This window comes from Rhizobacter sp. LjRoot28 (assembly GCF_964253025.1).
Classification (GTDB): Bacteria; Pseudomonadota; Gammaproteobacteria; order Burkholderiales; family Burkholderiaceae_C; genus Rhizobacter.
Window position 1 is genome coordinate 3,344,268 of record NZ_CAXUQC020000001.1, and the last position, 16,922, is coordinate 3,361,189.

The 16,922-nt window shown below is 68.2% G+C and carries 15 protein-coding genes; 8 read left to right on the forward strand and 7 right to left on the reverse strand.

The window, feature by feature from the left end; translation table 11 throughout:
- Positions 1-1,515, reverse strand: coding sequence for a xanthine dehydrogenase small subunit (xdhA, locus tag ACSQ2F_RS15280; protein ID WP_436024275.1), 1,515 nt, complete (start codon positions 1,513-1,515; stop codon positions 1-3).
- Between the two features lie 223 nt (positions 1,516-1,738).
- On the opposite strand from xdhA, the gene guaD reads away from it, so the two are divergent.
- From guaD to ACSQ2F_RS15320, 8 genes are all read left to right on the forward strand, one after another.
- On the forward strand, positions 1,739-3,082 hold the full coding sequence (gene guaD / locus ACSQ2F_RS15285) for a guanine deaminase (RefSeq protein ID WP_436026835.1): 1,344 nt from the start codon (positions 1,739-1,741) through the stop codon (positions 3,080-3,082).
- Positions 3,076-4,614 (forward strand): ABC transporter ATP-binding protein, encoded by a 1,539-nt coding sequence (locus ACSQ2F_RS15290; RefSeq protein WP_436024277.1) that lies wholly within the window; start codon positions 3,076-3,078, stop codon positions 4,612-4,614. Before guaD ends, ACSQ2F_RS15290 begins: the two co-directional genes overlap by 7 nt.
- Positions 4,601-5,698 (forward strand): ABC transporter permease, encoded by a 1,098-nt coding sequence (locus ACSQ2F_RS15295; RefSeq protein WP_436024279.1) that lies wholly within the window; start codon positions 4,601-4,603, stop codon positions 5,696-5,698. Before ACSQ2F_RS15290 ends, ACSQ2F_RS15295 begins: the two co-directional genes overlap by 14 nt.
- Complete coding sequence (locus tag ACSQ2F_RS15300; RefSeq protein WP_436024281.1) at positions 5,698-6,618, forward strand: ABC transporter permease; 921 nt, start codon at positions 5,698-5,700, stop codon at positions 6,616-6,618. Before ACSQ2F_RS15295 ends, ACSQ2F_RS15300 begins: the two co-directional genes overlap by 1 nt.
- 75 nt (positions 6,619-6,693) lie before the next feature.
- The gene (locus ACSQ2F_RS15305) at positions 6,694-7,860 is read left to right on the forward strand and encodes a BMP family ABC transporter substrate-binding protein (protein ID WP_436024283.1); all 1,167 of its coding nucleotides are present in this window, start codon (positions 6,694-6,696) and stop codon (positions 7,858-7,860) included.
- Between the two features lie 111 nt (positions 7,861-7,971).
- A complete protein-coding gene (locus tag ACSQ2F_RS15310; protein WP_436024285.1) occupies positions 7,972-9,024 on the forward strand; it encodes an adenosine deaminase in 1,053 nt (350 codons plus the stop codon).
- Between the two features lie 120 nt (positions 9,025-9,144).
- Complete coding sequence (locus ACSQ2F_RS15315; protein WP_436024287.1) at positions 9,145-10,245, forward strand: BMP family ABC transporter substrate-binding protein; 1,101 nt, start codon at positions 9,145-9,147, stop codon at positions 10,243-10,245.
- Between the two features lie 67 nt (positions 10,246-10,312).
- Positions 10,313-11,575 carry a hypothetical protein gene (locus ACSQ2F_RS15320; protein ID WP_436024289.1) on the forward strand — a complete coding sequence of 421 codons (1,263 nt, stop codon included), beginning with the start codon at positions 10,313-10,315 and terminating at the stop codon, positions 11,573-11,575.
- 208 nt (positions 11,576-11,783) lie between these two features.
- On the opposite strand, the gene ACSQ2F_RS15325 is transcribed toward ACSQ2F_RS15320, so the two are convergent.
- The 6 genes from ACSQ2F_RS15325 to lpxC form a co-directional block, all read right to left on the reverse strand.
- Positions 11,784-12,887: a sugar phosphate nucleotidyltransferase gene (locus ACSQ2F_RS15325; RefSeq protein WP_436024291.1), complete on the reverse strand. Its 1,104-nt coding sequence runs from the start codon at positions 12,885-12,887 to the stop codon at positions 11,784-11,786.
- Between the two features lie 91 nt (positions 12,888-12,978).
- Positions 12,979-14,424 (reverse strand): mannose-1-phosphate guanylyltransferase/mannose-6-phosphate isomerase, encoded by a 1,446-nt coding sequence (locus tag ACSQ2F_RS15330; RefSeq protein ID WP_436024293.1) that lies wholly within the window; start codon positions 14,422-14,424, stop codon positions 12,979-12,981.
- 129 nt (positions 14,425-14,553) lie between these two features.
- Positions 14,554-15,441, reverse strand: coding sequence for a polysaccharide export protein EpsE (gene epsE / locus ACSQ2F_RS15335; protein WP_436024295.1), 888 nt, complete (start codon positions 15,439-15,441; stop codon positions 14,554-14,556).
- Positions 15,442-15,513: 72 nt separating this feature from the next.
- Positions 15,514-15,717 (reverse strand): hypothetical protein, encoded by a 204-nt coding sequence (locus tag ACSQ2F_RS15340; RefSeq protein ID WP_436024297.1) that lies wholly within the window; start codon positions 15,715-15,717, stop codon positions 15,514-15,516.
- A gap of 49 nt (positions 15,718-15,766) precedes the next feature.
- The gene (locus tag ACSQ2F_RS15345; RefSeq protein WP_436024299.1) at positions 15,767-15,952 is read right to left on the reverse strand and encodes a hypothetical protein; all 186 of its coding nucleotides are present in this window, start codon (positions 15,950-15,952) and stop codon (positions 15,767-15,769) included.
- A gap of 9 nt (positions 15,953-15,961) precedes the next feature.
- Positions 15,962-16,897, reverse strand: a complete 936-nt coding sequence (gene lpxC / locus ACSQ2F_RS15350) for a UDP-3-O-acyl-N-acetylglucosamine deacetylase (RefSeq protein ID WP_436024301.1) — start codon at positions 16,895-16,897, stop codon at positions 15,962-15,964.
- Between the last annotated feature and the right edge of the window lie 25 nt (positions 16,898-16,922).

The following is a 16,922-nucleotide window of genomic DNA, read 5'->3' on the forward strand; positions in this document are numbered from 1 at the left end:
TCAACTCCCCTGCGGCAACACACGACCCATGCCCGAGAACACGCTGGTGGCCGCCGCGGGCAGCGGGTCGACTTCCCGGGTCTCGAGCCAGAAGCGGGTCAGCAGGTTGCCGGCCACCTGCAGGCGATAGTCTCGACTGGCGCGAAGGTCCGAGAGGGGCGAGAAGTCCGCCGCAAGGGCCGCCCGGGCCGCATCGACGGCCGCCTGCGTCCACGGCTGGCCTTGCAGCGCCGCTTCAGCCGCCCGGGCACGCTGGACGGTGGCGGCCATGCCGCCGAAGGCGATGCGGACCTGCGCCACCCGGCCCGCGGACACCGAGAGCGAGAGGCCGGCGCACAGGGCGGAGATGTCGGAGTCGAAGCGCTTGCTGACCTTGTAGGCCCGCACCGTCGCGCGCGTCGTCGGCACGCTCAGGCCGAGGACGATCTCGCCGGGCTCCAGCCGGTTCTTCAGGTAGCCGGTGTAGAACTCCGAGAGCGGCATGCGGCGCACCCTGCCCTCGCGGGCCAGTTCGATCTCGGCATCGAGCGCCATCAGCACCGGGGCGGCGTCGCCGATGGGCGAGCCGTTGGCGACGTTGCCCCCCATCGTGCCGGCATGGCGGATGGGTGGCGACGCGAAGCGCAGCCACACCTCGGTCAGTGCGGGGTGCCGCGCGGCGAGCGCTGCCCAGGCCCGCTCGAGCGACACGCCGGCCCCGATGTAGAGGTGCTGTGCGGTGTCCTCCAGGCGCTGGAGCTCGGCGACGCGGCCGAGGTGGATGATGTCGCCCAGGTCGCGGAACTGCTTGTTGACCCAGAGCCCCACGTCCGTGCCGCCGGCGAGGAGCCGGGCACGGGGCAGCTCGGTGAGCACCCGCCACAGTTCGGCGAGGCTTGTCGGCGCGTGGAAACGATCGACACGCCCGCCCGCGGCCGGGTTGACCGCTTCGTAGGCAAGGCCGTCCTCCCCCCGATGCAGCGCGCGCAGCGTCGCCTCGACCGCACCCGGTGCCAGCTGCACCGGCGGCAGGTCGAACATGCGTTCGCCGGCATCGAGGATGGGCCGGTAGCCGGTGCACCGGCAGAGGTTGCCGGCGAGTTCATCGGCCAGGTCCTGTCGCGTCGGTCTGCTGCCCGCGGCGGTGTGCCGTTCATAGGCCGACCACAGGGACATGATGAAGCCGGGCGTGCAGAAGCCGCACTGCGAGGCGTGGCACTCGACCATGGCCTGCTGCACCGGATGCAGTGACCCGCCGGCCATCGGCTTCAGGTCTTCCACCGTGAAGAGGGCCTTGCCGTCGAGCGTGGGCATGAACTGGATGCAGGCGTTGACCGTCGACAGGGCCAGCCGATCGCCCTGCAGTTCGCCGACCACCACCGTGCAGGCGCCGCAGTCGCCTTCGTTGCAGCCTTCCTTGGTGCCGGTGCAGCGCGCATCCTCGCGCAGCCAGTCGAGCACGGACCGGGTGGTGGCGATGCCGCTCACCTCGACGACCTGGCCACGGTGGAAGAAGCGGATGGGAGCAGTGGTCATCGGGGGCGGTGCGTTGCGGAGCGGGATAATGTGGGAACGGCGGCATCCCCGTGCAGGCACGGTGCCGATACGATGTGCGGATGCGCGCGTCGAAACAGGGGCCCTCCGCAAATCTTATGACACCGTCCGTGGAATTCAACACGGTCACCCGCCGGGTTGGCATGGAACAAGCATGCGCCATGCCGACCTTGACCCACTGCCAGCTGCCCGCTTTCGCCTGACCATGGCTGCCCCTCATCCCCGACGCCTGGCGCTGCGCGGCGACCTGCTCGACTTCACGTCCGCCCCCGCCTGGGGCGACGTGGACGCGGCCGGCGCCGTGCGCTTTCGCGCCGACCACTGGCTGCTCATCGAAGCCGGCCGCATCGTCGGAGCGCGTCCTGGCGCGGAGGCACCCGATGACAGCTGGTCGCGCGTGGACCATCGCGGCAAACTGATCCTGCCCGGCTTCATCGACACCCATGTGCACAGCCCGCAGCTCGACGTGATCGCCAGCTATGGCACGGCCTTGCTCGACTGGCTGGACACCTACACCTTCCCGGCCGAGCAGCGCTATGCCGAGGCCAGCGAAGCCGATGCCGGCGCCAGCCGCTTCCTCGACGCGCTGCTCGCCCACGGCACCACGAGCGCGGTCGTCTTCGCCACGGTGCACAAGGGCAGTGCCGACGCCCTCTTCAGCGCAGCCTGTGAGCGCGGCATGCGGCTCATCACAGGCAAGGTGCTGATGGACCGGCATGCGCCGCCCGCCCTGTGCGACGACGTGGTCCAGGCCGAACGCGACTGCACCGACCTCATCGAGCGCTGGCACGGCACCGATCGCCTCGCCTATGCGGTCACCGTGCGCTTCGCCCCGACCAGCACCCCGGCACAGTTGGCCATGGCCGGGCGCCTGTGCGCCACTCACCCCGGCATCTACATGCAGACGCACGTCGCAGAAAACCGCGACGAGGTGCGCTGGGTCGGCGAACTGTTCCCGGAAGCGCGCAGCTACCTCGACGTCTACGCACGGGCCGGCCTGCTGGATGCACGGGGCGTCTTTGCCCACGGCATCTGGCTCGATGCGGCCGACCGCGCCGCGTTGCATGCCGCCGGCGCGCTGATCGCTCACAGCCCGTCGTCCAACCTGTTCCTCGGCAGCGGCCTCTTCGACTGGCGGGCCGCCGAAGCCGCCGGCGTGGCGGTGGCGGTGGCCTCCGATGTGGGCGGCGGCACCAGCCTGTCGATCCAGCGCAACCTGGCCGATGCCTACAAGGTGCAGGCCATGGCGGGCGAGCGGCTCACCGCATGGAAAGCCTTGCATGCCGCCACGCGCGGCGCGGCCGTCGGCCTGGGCCTTGCCGACGAGATCGGCTCGTTCAACGAAGGCTGCATGGCCGACGTGTGCGTCTGGGACTGGGCCAGCGGCGCGGTGGCCGAGCGACGGCTCGACATGTGCCGCGCACTCCATGAGAAGGTCTTTGCCTGGATGACCCTCTCCGACGAACGCAACCTGGTGGCGGCCTATGTGGCCGGCGTACCGCGCCGCGAGCGCCACCTGTCCGTGACCAACCTCCCGACCCCATGCTGAGACTCGAACTGCAGGACATCAGCAAGCAGTACCCGGCCGTGAAGGCCAACGACCGTGTCTCGCTGCGCGTCAAGCCGGGCGAGATCCACGCCGTGCTGGGCGAGAACGGCGCCGGCAAGTCGACGCTGATGAAGATGATCTACGGCGCCGTCCGGCCTGACGGCGGCACGATTCGCTGGAATGGCGAGGTGGTGAACATCCGCAACCCCCAGGAGGCGCGCGCGCTCGGGATCAGCATGGTGTTCCAGCACTTCAGCCTCTTCGACGCCCTGACCGTGGCCGAGAACGTGTGGCTGGGGCTCGACCGCGGGCCGTCGCTGCGCCAGGTGACGCGCCGCATCGGCGAAGTGGCCGGTGTCTACGGCCTCGACGTCGACGCCTCCAGGCCGGTCCACACGCTGTCGGTCGGCGAGCGCCAGCGCGTGGAAATCGTCCGCGCGCTGATGACCCAGCCCAGGCTGCTCATCCTGGACGAGCCCACGTCGGTGCTGACCCCGCAGGCGGTCGAGCGCTTGTTCGTCACCCTGCGCCAGTTGGCCAACGAGGGCTGCAGCATCCTCTACATCAGCCACAAGCTCGACGAGATCCGCTCGCTGTGCCACCACTGCACGGTGCTGCGTGGCGGGCGGGTGACGGGCGAGGTGGACCCCACGCTCGAGACCAACGCCAGCCTGTCGCGCCTGATGATCGGCGCGGAGCCGCCGGCGCTGCGCCAGCGGGCGGCAACGCCCGGCCGGCTGGTGCTCGACGTGCGGTCGCTCAGCTTGCCGCGGCAGGACCAGTTCGGCATGTCCCTCGAGGGTGTGTCGCTGCAGGTTCGCGCCGGTGAGATCGTCGGCATCGCGGGCGTTTCGGGCAACGGGCAACAGGAACTGATGGCGGCGTTGTCGGGCGAGGACCCGCGCGCGGCGGCCGACAGCATCCGGCTGTTCGACACCTCCATCGGCCAGCGCTCGCCGCGAGAGCGGCGCGCCGCCGGGCTGCACTTCGTGCCGGAGGAGCGCCTGGGCCGCGGCGCGGTACCGGGCCTGTCGCTCGCGCAGAACACCTTGCTCACACGAACCGGGGCGGTGCGGCCGAGCGGCTGGATCGACACCGGCAGTGTCACCACGCTCGCCCGCCAGCTGATCCAGGCCTTCAACGTGAAGGCGGGCGGCCCCGGCGTGCCAGCCAGCAGCCTGTCGGGCGGCAACCTCCAGAAGTTCATCGTCGGCCGGGAGATCGAGGCCGGCCCCAAGCTGCTCATCGTGTCGCAGCCTACCTGGGGCGTCGACGTGGGGGCGGCGGCGCAGATCCGCGCCAACCTGGTGGCGCTGCGCGACAACGGCTGTGCGGTGCTGGTGGTGAGCGAGGAGCTCGACGAGCTCTTCGAGGTCGCCGACCGGCTGCACGTGATCGCCAAGGGTCGACTGTCCCCCGCCATTCCCACGCGCGAGGCCACGCGCCCGCAGATCGGCGAATGGATGTCCGGACTCTGGGACGCGCCCTCGACCGACGCCATTACACGGAATTCCCTGCATGCTGCAACTTGAAGCCCGCCCGGCCCCGAGCCGTGTGATGTCCATCGCCTCACCGCTGCTGGCGCTCGTCATCACGACGCTGATCGGCATCGCGCTCTTCGTGCTCCTCGACAAGGACCCGGTGCGCGCCCTGCAGATCTTCTTCGTCGAGCCGGTGAAGAACGGGTACGCGCTGTCCGAGCTGGCCCTGAAGGCCACGCCGCTGATGCTCATCGCGCTGGGCCTGGCCGTGTGCTTTCGCTCCAACGTCTGGAACATCGGTGCCGAGGGCCAGTTCATCATGGGCGCCGTGGCGGCCGGTGGCGTGGCGATGCTGGCCGAGCCGGGCATCGGCGGCTGGTTCGTGGTGCCGGTGCTGGCGGCCGGCGTGCTCGGCGGCATGGCCTGGGCCGCCGTGGTCGCCTTTCTGCGGGACAAGGCCAACGCGAGCGAGATCCTCGTGAGCCTCATGCTCGTCTACGTGGCCACCCTGGTGCTCGGCTACCTGGTCTACGGTCCCTGGAAAGACCCGGACGGCTACAACTTCCCGCAGACCATCCGCTTCGCTGCCGACACGCAAGTGCCCAAGCTCTTCACCGGGTTGCGCATGAACGTCGGCGTGCTGGGCGCGCTGGTGGCCGTGGGCATCTTCTGGGTGTTCCTCTTTCGAACCTATGCGGGCTTCCAGCTGCAGGTGGGCGGGCTGGCGCCGGCCGCAGCCCGCTACGCCGGTTTCTCCTCGCGGCGCGCACTGTGGACGGCGCTGCTGCTGTCGGGCGGCATGGCGGGTCTGGCGGGTGCACTGGAGGTGGCCGGCCCGCAAGGCCAGCTCACCCCCTATGTGCCAGCCGGGTACGGCTTCGCGGCCATCATCGTGGCTTTCGTCGGCCGGCTGCATCCGGTGGGCATCGTGTTCTCGGCCATCCTGATGAGCATGTTCTACATCGGTGGTGAACTCGCACAGACGCGCATGGGGCTGCCCAAGTCGCTCACCGGCGTGTTCCAGGGCCTGCTCCTGTTCTCGCTGCTCGCCTGCGACACGCTGGTGCACCACCGCCTGCGCTGGCGAGGCCGGCGTGCGGCAAGCCCATCGGCCCCTGTGGTGGAGGCGGCGTGATGGACGCGCTGCCCCTGCTCCTCGCGACCACCCTGAGCGCCGGCACGGTGCTCGCGTTCGCCGCCCTCGGCCTGCTGCTGAACGAGCGCGCCGGCGTCGTGAACCTCGGCGCCGAAGGCATGATGCTCGTCGCGGCGCTCGCCGGCTTCGCCACCGCCGTGCAGACCGGCAATGACTGGCTCGGCTTCGCGGCCGGCATGGGCGCCGGCGCAATCATGGCCGCCGCTTTCGGCCTGCTGGTCATCTGGCTCAACACCAACCAGTACGCCACCGGCCTTGCGCTGAGCCTCTTCGGCGGCGGCTTCTCGGCCTTTCTCGGCATCGGCTACACCAAGGAAACGCTGCCGGCGCGCACACAGCACGACCTGTTCGGCCTGGGCGACCTGCCCTTCGTCGGCACGGCCCTGCTGCGCCAGCATCCGCTTGTCTACGTGGCCATCATGCTGACGCTCGCGCTGGCCTGGTTCCTCTACCGGTCACGCGCCGGACTGGTGCTGCGGGCCGTCGGGGAGTCCCCCGAATCGGCACATGCGCTGGGCTATCCGGTGCGGCGCATCCGCCTGGCCGCGGTGGTGGCGGGCGGCGCGCTGTGCGGCCTGTCGGGCGCCTACATCTCGGTGGTGTACACGCCGCTGTGGGTGGAGGGCATGGTGGCCGGTAAGGGCTGGATCGCATTGGCCCTGACCACGTTCGCGACGTGGCGTCCGGCACGGGTATTGCTCGGCGCCTACCTGTTCGGCGGGGTGACAATGCTGCAGTTCCACCTGCAGGGCGAAGGGGTGGACGTGCCCAGTCAGGTGCTCAGCATGCTGCCCTACCTGGCGACCATCGTCGTGCTGGTGCTGATCTCCCGCAATGCCGCGTGGATCCGCGTCAACATGCCGGCGTCGCTGGGCAAGCCCTTCTCGCCCGGGGGCTGACACCGACCTGCAGTGGTTCCATCACTTGTTCCAACGCCTGCCTTCGCCTTGATCCGAATCTTTCCTGGAGTACACATGACCCACCTCTCGAAACGTGCCCTGCTGTCGATCGCAGGATGGTCCACCATCGCGGCCACGGCCGCCCTGGTGGGCTGTGGCAAGAAGGCCGACGACAGTGCGGCCGCCCCGGCCCCGGCCGAACCGGCGTCCGCAGCCGCCGCGGCGCCCGCGAAGCCGGAACCCCTCAAGGTGGCGTTCGTCTACGTGGGCAACATCGGCGACGGCGGCTGGACCTTCGCCCACGACAACGCACGCAAGGAACTGGAGAAGGAATTCGGCGACCGCATCACGACGAGCTATGTCGAAAGCGTGCCGGAAGGTGCCGATGCGGAGCGCGTCTTCCGCGACCAGGCCCAGCAGGGTGCCAAGCTGATCTTCGGGACCACCTTCGGCTACATGGAGCCCATCCTCAAGGCGGCCCCCGACCTGAAGGACGTGCGCTTCGAGCACGCCACCGGTTTCAAGACCGCCGAGAACGTGCGCACCTACGACAGCCGCACGTATGAAGGCGCATACATGGCCGGGATCATCGCCGGCGCGATGACCAAGTCGAACACGCTGGGCGTGGTCGGCTCGGTGCCCATTCCCGAGGTCATCCGCAACATCAACTCCTTCACCCTGGGCGCGCAGAGCGTGAACCCGAAGGTGAAGACCAAGGTGGTGTGGGTGAACGAATGGCTGAACCCGCCGAAGGAATCGGAAGCGGCCACCTCGCTCATCAATGGTGGCGCTGACGTGCTGATGCAGAACACCGACTCCAACGCCGTGCTCAAGGCGGCCGAGAGCAAGGGCAAGTACGCCTTCGGCTGGGACAGCGACATGACGTCGTACGGCCCGCAGGCGCACCTGGCCTCGGCGATCATCAACTGGGCACCGTACTACATCAAGGCCACGGGCGAAGCGCTCGACGGCAGCTGGAAGACGGGGAGCGCGTGGTGGGGCGTGAAGGAAGGCGCCATCGACATCGTGTCCATCTCCGACAAGGTGCCGGCGGAGATCAAGGCGAAGGTCGAAACCGTGAAAGCGGGTCTGAAGGACGGCTCCTTCTCCATCTGGAAGGGCCCGATCATGGGCTCCGACGGCAAGGAAGTGCTGAAGGCCGACCAGATCGCCGACGACAAGTTCCTGAGCGGCATCACCTTCTACGTCAAGGGCGTGGAAGGCAAGGTGCCGGGCAAGTAAGCTTCTCGCCGTTGCACCCCCTGCCGCAGGCCGCCTCGTGCGGCCTGCGGCCCTTCGGGGCCGAATTTCTGTCCTGGCCACCCGACCGGCCACCCTGCTGCGGAGCACGCCATGAACCCGACCCTCCTCGACACCCTCCCCCGCGATCGCCTGCCCGCGCTGCTGCAGGCCATGCCCAAGGCCGAACTGCACATCCACATCGAGGGTTCGCTCGAGCCGGAACTGATCTTCGCGCTGGCCGAACGCAATGGCGTGACGCTGCCCTATCCCGGCGTGGAGGCGCTGCGCGCGGCCTACGCCTTCACCGACCTGCAGAGCTTCCTCGACATCTACTACGCCGGTGCCAGCGTGCTGCTGAAGGAGGACGACTTCTTCGACATGGCGATGGCGTACTTCCGCCGCGCGGCCGCCGACAACGTCGTGCATGCCGAGTTGTTCTTCGACCCGCAGACGCACACCGACCGCGGCGTTCCATTCGAGACGGTCATCAACGGCCTGACGCGCGCCTGCCAGACGGCCCGCGAGGAGCTCGGCGTGAGCGCCCTGCTGATCATGTGCTTCCTGCGCCACCTGAGCGAGGAAGCGGCGTTCGACACCTTGGCGCAGGCGACGCCGTACCTGGACCGGATCACCGGGGTGGGCCTGGACAGCGGCGAACGAGGCAACCCGCCGGAGAAGTTCGCCCGTGTCTTCGCACGCTGCCGTGAACTGGGCCTGCGCCTCGTGGCGCACGCCGGGGAAGAAGGCCCGGCCGAGTACATCCGTGCGGCGCTCGACGTGCTGAACGTCGAGCGCATCGACCATGGCGTGCGCTGCGTCGAAGACCCTGCGCTGGTGGCGCGCCTGGCCGCGCAGCGGATTCCGCTCACGGTCTGCCCCTTGTCCAACGTGAAGCTGTGCGTGGTCGGCACCATGGCCGACCACAACCTCGCGACCTTGCTGGACGCGGGCCTCTGCGCCACGGTGAACTCGGACGACCCGGCCTACTTCGGCGGCTACATCAACCAGAACTTCCTCGAAGCCTTCGCGGCGCTGCCGCAATTGAACGCCCGCCATGCCCACACGCTGGCGCGCAACAGCTTCGACGCAAGCTTCGTCGACGGCGACACCAAGGGCCGTTGGCGTGACCGGCTCGATGCGGTGTTCGAGCGCGCCGCCAGCTGATCTGCCAGGTTCCGGCGGGCCCTGAGGGCCGCCGTCTGCGACAATGCCCGTCCCGAGCGCCTGCGTGCCCCCGCAGGCGTTTCTGTTTCCATTCATCCCGGGGCCATGTAGAGGAACACCATGTTCAAAAACCTCGCTCGCGCCAGCCATGGGCTGGTCGCGCTTGTCGCTGCGGCGACGCTTTCCCTGGCGGCCCAGGCACAGAGCCCTGCCGTGAAGCCTCCCCTCCCCGTGGCGTTCGTCTATGTCAGCCCCGTCGGCGAGGCCGGATGGACCCACCAGCATGAGCTTGGCCGGCGCGCCATGGAGAAGGCGCTGGGCGGCCTGGTGACCACCACCGCGGTCGAGTCGGTGCCCGAAGGCGCGGAGTCCGAGCGCGTGCTGCGCGACCTCGCCAGCCAGGGCCACAAGCTGGTCTTCGCGACCAGCTTCGGCTACCTGGAGCCCACGCTTCGCGTCGCCGCCGACCACCCGGACGTGCGCTTCGAGCACGCAGGCGGGTACCGCACGGCGCCAAACGTCAACACCTACAACGCCCGCTACTACGAGGGTCGCTACCTCGCGGGCTACCTCGCCGGCAAGATGAGCAAGAGCGGTGTCGCCGGCTATGTGGCCGGGTTTCCGGTACCCGAGGTGATCCAGGGCATCAACGCCTTCACCCTCGGCATGCGGGCCGCACGGGCCGATGCCCAGGTCCGGGTGCTCTGGCTGCAGACCTGGTTCGACCCGCCCCGCGAACGCGAAGCCGCGCTGGCCCTCGTCGCCCAGGGGGCCGACGTGCTGACCAACCACAGTGGCTCGGCCGCCGTCGCCCAGACGGCGCAGGAGAAGGGGGTGCGCATGGTGGGCTACCAGAGCGACATGCGCCGTTTCGCGCCCGACGCTCAACTCACCGCGGTCACCCACCAGTGGGGTCCGTACTACACGCGCGTGGCACGCGCTGTCCTGGACGGCCGCTGGCAGCCGGTGCCCGTCTGGGGCGGCATGAAGGACGGCTTCGTGGTGCTGGCGCCATTCCATCCGGACGTCCCGGCACCGGTGGCGAAGGCGGTGCGTGCACGCGAGGCCGACATCATTGCCGGTCGCTTCCACCCTTTTTCCGGACGACTGATCGATCAGTCGGGCCGCGAGCGCCAGACCGGCGGCACCATCAGCGATGGCGCCCTGGCCACGATGAACTGGTTCGTCTCGGGGGTCGTGGGTACACTGCCCAAACCGTGACAGGTTGCGCACTTCACGGCATGGGGCTTGCTTTTGGGACGGCTCCGTTGGTGTTCCAGAAGAAGACATGACACAGACAACCTCCTCCCTCCTCCGTTCGGTCGGCGGCCTCGCCGCCGTGCTGTGCTGCCTGCCCGCCTTCGCCCAGGACGACCCGAGCCCCTACTACTTCGGTGTCAACCAGGCCGTGACGGGTGACTGGAACGTCTTCCGGTCTCCCGACTCGCAGCCGGCCTCGCGGGACATCATTTCGTCCACGGGTCTGCTCGCCGGCATCGACCAGCCCTTCGGCCGCATGCGGCTGAATGCCTCGGCTGCCGTGAACGCCAACCGGTTCAAGAACAACAAGCAGCTCAACAACACCGACCACAACACCCGGCTGCAGCTGGATTGGGCGTCGGTCGAGCGGCTCTCGGGCGACGTCGTGGCCTACGACCGACGCAGCCTCAACCGCTACGACCTGAGCACGCCGGAAGGCACGCAGCAAAGCAAGGACTTGCTCCACGTGACCGGAGCCGCGGTGCGGGCCCGGGTCGGCGTGGTGACGCTGCTCACCCTCGACGGTGGCTACTCGTACGAGCGCGCCTCGCATTCCCTCGAGTCGCTGTCGAACCGGGACGTGCAGCAGGGTGCTGCCCACGTCGGCCTGAGCGTTGCTCCGAGCGACCTGTGGAGCGCCCGCATCGGCGTGCGCCGCACCGATGGCGAGTACCCCAATTTCCTGGGAGCAGGCGGGGTTCGCCAGGCTGACGAGTTCAACCGTGACGACGTGGACCTCTCCATGACGTGGGTGCCCACCAGCAACAGCAAGTTCGATGGGCGCATCAGCTCGACCCGTGAGGAACACTCGGTGCAGGGCCAGCGCGACCGGCGCTATGTCACCGGCCTGGTGGGTTACGACTGGACGCTGACCGGCAAGACGCGGCTTCGCATGCACTACTCGCGCGACAGCAGCGCCGGGCGCAGCGACACCGACCTCGGCCTCCTCACCGAATCGAGCGACACCCAGGTGCGCGACAGCGTGGGCCTGCGCGCCTTCTGGGACGCGACCTCGAAGATCTCCGTCAACGCCGGCGTGAACCACAGCCGGCGCAAGCTCGACAACGCCTTCACCCTGAGCGACGGCACCACCTCTACCACCGACGCTCGCACCGCGCGCGACCGGCTGACGGCCATCTCGCTCGGCGTCAACTACAAGCCGCTCCGCGGCCTGGCGGTCGGGTGCAGGGTGATGCACGAGGAGCGCTCGGTGCAGGGCGACGACGTGAGCACCACCTACCCGTTCGACGCCACGGCGGCCACCTGCAACCTGCAGTGGACCTTGCGCTGAGCCACCCGCTGCGCCAATGAGAAGGCCGCCCGAGGGCGGCCTTTTTCATGTCGCGCAGCACTGCTGCCATGCCGTTGAATCCGTCCGGCGACCGGTAGGCCCATGGCGGGTCACTCCGGCCTCCGCGACCGAGCGGCCGGAACGGCTCTCGGCCCCTGAGGGCACCGGGCCATCGGCGGCCCGACCGGGCCGCCGCCACTGCTGCCGGTCAGGCCCGGGCGTCGCCCCAGCGCAGGGTGCTGGTCTCTTCGCCCGGATAGGTGGTGTGGCCGGTGCGGTCCACCACATACTGCGGCGAGGCGATCAGGTCCTCGAACACCGCGCCTTCGGAGAGGCGGGTGTAGTCGAACAGGATGCTTCGGACGAGGCGGCTGTTCTTGCGGATGACGCAGCCGTGACCCAGCCAGGCCGGGCCCTCGATGGTCGCGCCGTCCTCGACGCTCACGCCGGAACCGATGTACACCGGGCCGGTGACGTTCACCTTGTCCCAGTTCACGCGGGTGTTGAGCCCGACCCACACGCCCGGGCGCACCTCGGTGCCGGGCATGTCCATCTGGGCGACTTCGCCGCGAAGCACGCGCTGGCACACCGCCCAGTAGTCGGTCACGCGGCCGATGTCGATCCAGTTGAAGTGGCGCTTCTGGGCGTAGAACGGCAGGCCCTGCTCGGCCATCAGCGGGAAGAGTTCACTGCCGATGTCGAAGACCTTGTCCTTCGGCACGAGTTCGAGCACCTGCGGCTCGAACAGGTAGATGCCCGTGCTCGCGAGGGTGGACAGGGCCTCCTCCGGCGACGGCTTTTCCTGGAACTGGGTGATGCGGCCTTCCTTGTCGGCGACCACGATGCCGTAGTTCTTCACTTGCTCGCGCGGCACGTCGAGCGCCACGACGCTGGCCATCGCCTTCTTCGTCTTGTGCTCGAAGACGGCGGCCTGGATGTCCAGGTCGATGATGGCGTCGCCGCAGACGACGATCGTGGTCTCGTCGAAGAAGCCGCTGTGGTCCTGGATGCGGCGCATGCCGCCGGCCGAGCCCATCGGCTTCGGAATGATGTCGCCGTGCTCGCGAACGCCTTCGAACGAGTAGCCGATGTTCACGTTCCAGCGATGGCCGTTGCCGAAGTAGTTCTCGATCTTCCAGTGGTAGTGGGCGACGTTGATCATGATGTCGCGCACGCCGTAGCGCGCCAGGTGCTCGATCAGGTACTCGAGCACGGGCTTGCCGAGGATGGGAATCATCGGCTTCGGCAGTTGCTTTGTCAGCGGTCGTACCCGCGTTCCCTGGCCGGCGGCCAGAATCATCGCTTTGGTCATGAGAGAAGTTCTCCTTGGATTTCGCGAATGCCGCAGCCAGGCACATCGCCGGGGGCCGAGTGCCTGAAGCTCGCAGCGGGGACGTTGAGGGTCAGCCGGTTCGGCCGTACGTGTCTTCGAAGCGGACGATGTCGTCCTCCCCGAGGTAGCTGCCCGACTGGACTTCGATGATCTCGAGGTCCACCTTGCCGGGGTTGGCCAGACGGTGTGTCTGGCCGAGCGGGATGTAGGTGCTCTGGTTCTCGCTGAGCAGGATCTTCTTGTCGCCGCAGGTCACCTCGGCCGTGCCGGTGACGACGATCCAGTGCTCGGCGCGGTGGTGGTGCATCTGCAGGCTCAGGGTCGCACCCGGCTTGACCATGATGCGCTTGACCTGAAAGCGAGGGCCGGCGTCGATGCTGTCGTACCAGCCCCACGGGCGGTACACCTTGCGGTGCAGCGTGTGCTCGTGCCGTTCGGCTGCGCCGAGCTGCCCGACGATCTTCTTGACTTCCTGGCTGTGCGCGCGGTCGGCCACCATCACCGCATCTGCGGTCTCGACGACGACCACGTCCTTCAGGCCAACGACGCTGACGAGACGACTGCTGGCATGGACCAGGGTGTTCTGCGAGTCGTGCATCATGACGTCACCCACCTTGGCATTGCCGTCGGCGTCCTTCTCGGCGACTTGCCATACCGCGTCCCAGGCGCCGAGATCGTTCCAGCCTGCCGCAAGGCTGACCATGCAAATGTCAAATTTACTGCCGGGGCAGCGCTCCATCACGGCATAGTCGACGGAATCCGACGGCACGGCGGCAAATTCCGCCTTGCCGGGGCGCACGAACTGCGCGTCGACAGCGCGGGCAGCCCACGCCTTCTCGGTGGCCTCGACCATGGCCGGCTGGAAGTGGCGCAGCGCTTCGAGCCACACCGACGCCTTCAACACGAACATGCCGCTGTTCCAGCTGTAGTCGCCCTCGGCGATGTAGCGCTGCGCCGTGGCCTCGTCCGGTTTCTCGACGAACTGGGCGACACGGTCGGCGCCTTCACCGGGCGTGCTGCGGATGTAGCCGTAGCCGGTCTCCGGGCGGTCGGGGGTGACGCCCAGGATGGCGATCGAGCCTTGGGCGGCCAGGCGAATGGCCTTCTGCAGGGAGCGGGTGAAGGCTTCCGGGTCGGTGACGGTCTGGTCGGCCGGGCTCACCACCAGCACGGGATCCTGGCCGTCTTCGAGGGCTTGCAGCGCGGCCAGCGTGAGGGCAGGCGCCGTGTTGCGTCCTACCGGCTCGAGCAGCAAGGCGCGGGGACTGACACGGGCTTCACGCAACTGATCGAGCACGAGGAAGCGATGCTCCTCATTGCCGACCACCAGGGGATCCCCGATGGCGATGTCGTTGTCGCCGAGTGCGGCCAGACGCGCCACGGCTTGCTGGAACAGGCTCCGGTTGCCCGACAGCACGAGAAACTGCTTCGGAAAGCCGGCACGGGACAGCGGCCAGAGCCGTGTGCCGCTGCCGCCGGCCATCACGACGGGCAACACGGAAATGGATGGGGACATCAACGACCTCGCCTTACGTTGGATTTCATGGACCCGCCTGGCCTCATGGGCCGGCGGGTGTCTCAGGGTTTTTCCCGAGCAGCCAATGGCAAGATCCGGGCCACCGCGCAGCAGCCCGGATCGCGCTCATCAGAAGATGCTTTCGCGCACGTAGATGATGTCGCCGGGAAGCAGCGGCGTGTCCATGGACGGCTCCGAGATGTTGACCTTGCCCGCGGCATCGCGCCGGTGCAACTGCAGGCCGCGCTTGGTGCCGCGCTGGGTGAGACCGCCGCCGGCTGCCAGGGCTTGCATGATGGTCATGCCGCGCTCGAGGCGCAGTTGGCCACCGCGCTGCACTTCGCCATAGATGTAGAAGGTCGGCATGCGGTCGATGAAGATCGAGTCGCCGTTCATCACGACCGGGTCTTCCGTACCGGGTCGACCGCTGAAGAGTGAGGGCAGATCGACCTCCTGCCGGAAAGCTTTACCGTCGCGTGTGCCGGACAAGGTGACCGTTTCACTGCCGGCGGCGGTCACGCCTCCGGCCAGGGCGACGAGGTCGCTCAATTTGAGGCCGGCCGTTTCAATGGGATAGCGCCCCGGGCGGTTCACCTGCCCGAGCACCGAGACCTGGTGGCCGCGTACCTGGGCCACCACCACGTTCACTTGCGGGGACTTCAGAAAATTGCCGTTGCGCAACCCATCGGCGATCGTCTTCTCGGCCGCCGTCACACTCATGCCGCCGAGCTTGACCGGGCCCAGCAGGGGATAGCGCACCGTGCCGTCCTCGGCCACGCGCGCTTCAAGGGAGAGATCAGGGTTCTGGTAGACCGTGACCTTGACCAAGTCTCCCGGGCCGAGCACGTATTCACGCGGCACCTGAACCGGCGCGCTGGCGGCCGGCGCCGCGGTGGGCGCGGGCGTGGCCGGCGGCGGGGGCGGGGTCTGCGCGGCGGTGCTGAAGGACAGAAGGCACAGGGTCAGCGCGACCCACGGGCGGCGAGAGATCGAGGGCGAGAGGGCTCTGAGGTTCATGGACGTTCTGGTTACCTGGAACACGGGAAAGTGTCACTTTCTAGCAAGCACCGGGCCCGAACGCGTCGTCCCTCAGCCGGTGAGCCCGTCGACGATGTGGGCGTAGATCATGACGTTGACGAACAACAGCACCAGAACCATCGAGAAGCGGAACAGCTTCAGCGCCAGGCGACGCCAGTCGGAGTCCTCGTTGGCGACGTAGACGGCCCAGCTGATGCCGCTGCACAGCAGCAGCAAGCCTGCCAGACCCAGGACGACCCAGCTGAAGATGACCATTCGTTCGCGCGTTCGGTGTGTAGTGGTTCTTGATTCAGGTCGCGCGCCTTCACACGAGCAGCGCCAGCCGCTCGAGGATCAGCACCGCGAAGAAGGCCAGGCCCGCGATCACGGACCACTTGAGGATCACGAGTCCGAAGCGGCGGTACCGCGCCTGTCCCGTGCCAATGTACAGGGCGAAGCTGACGATGGCCGCCACGCCCAGAAGAAGAAAGATCCAGCGTGCGATCAGCATGCCGGCCGATCACCAGGCGGGAGCCAGTGCGGCCAGGCCGGCCGGCGCGTCCCGCTCGTCTTCGAAGCTGACGATCTCGAAGGCGGTCTGGTCGGCCAGGAGGGCGCGGATCAGCTTGTTGTTGAGCGCATGGCCCGACTTGAACGCGGTGTAGGCGGCCATGAGCGGGTGCCCGGCCACGTGCAGATCGCCGATGGCGTCCAGGATCTTGTGCTTCACGAACTCGTCGTCGTAGCGCAGTCCGCCCGCATTGAGCACCCGGTAGTCGTCGACCACGATGGCGTTGTCCATGCTGCCGCCGAGCCCGAGGCCGCGCGAGCGCATCAGTTCGACATCCTTCGTGAAGCCGAAAGTGCGGGCGCGGGCGATGTCGCGCTTGTAGAAGCCCGAGCCCATGTCGAAGGTGAACTGCTGGCCAGTCTGGTTGACTGCCGGATGGTCGAAGTCGATTTCGAAGGTGAGGGTGTAGCCGTTGTGGGGCTCGAGGCGGGCCCACTTGAGGCCGCGCCCCTCCCCTTCCCGGATCTCGACCGGCTTCAGCACCCGCAGGAAGCGCTTCGGCGCGTTCTGCAGTTCGATGCCGGCGCTCTGGAGCAGGAAGACAAAGGAGGCTGCCGAACCGTCGAGGATGGGCACTTCCTCGGCCGTGATGTCGACGATGAGGTTGTCGAGCCCGAGCCCGGCACAAGCCGACAGCAGGTGCTCGATGGTGTTCACCTTCGGGGCGCCTGGGTCGCCCCCGGGCGAGATGGTGGTGGCCATGCGGGTGTCGCACACCGTCTCGGCACGCACCGGAATGTCGACCGGCACGGGCAGGTCGATGCGCCGGAACACGATGCCGGTATCAGGGGCAGCGGGACGCAGCGTCAGTTCGACGCGCTGGCCGCCATGCACCCCGACCCCGACGGCGCGGGTGATGGCTTTGAGGGTGCGTTGTGCAAGCATGACCATGATTTTAAGCGAGCGAGCG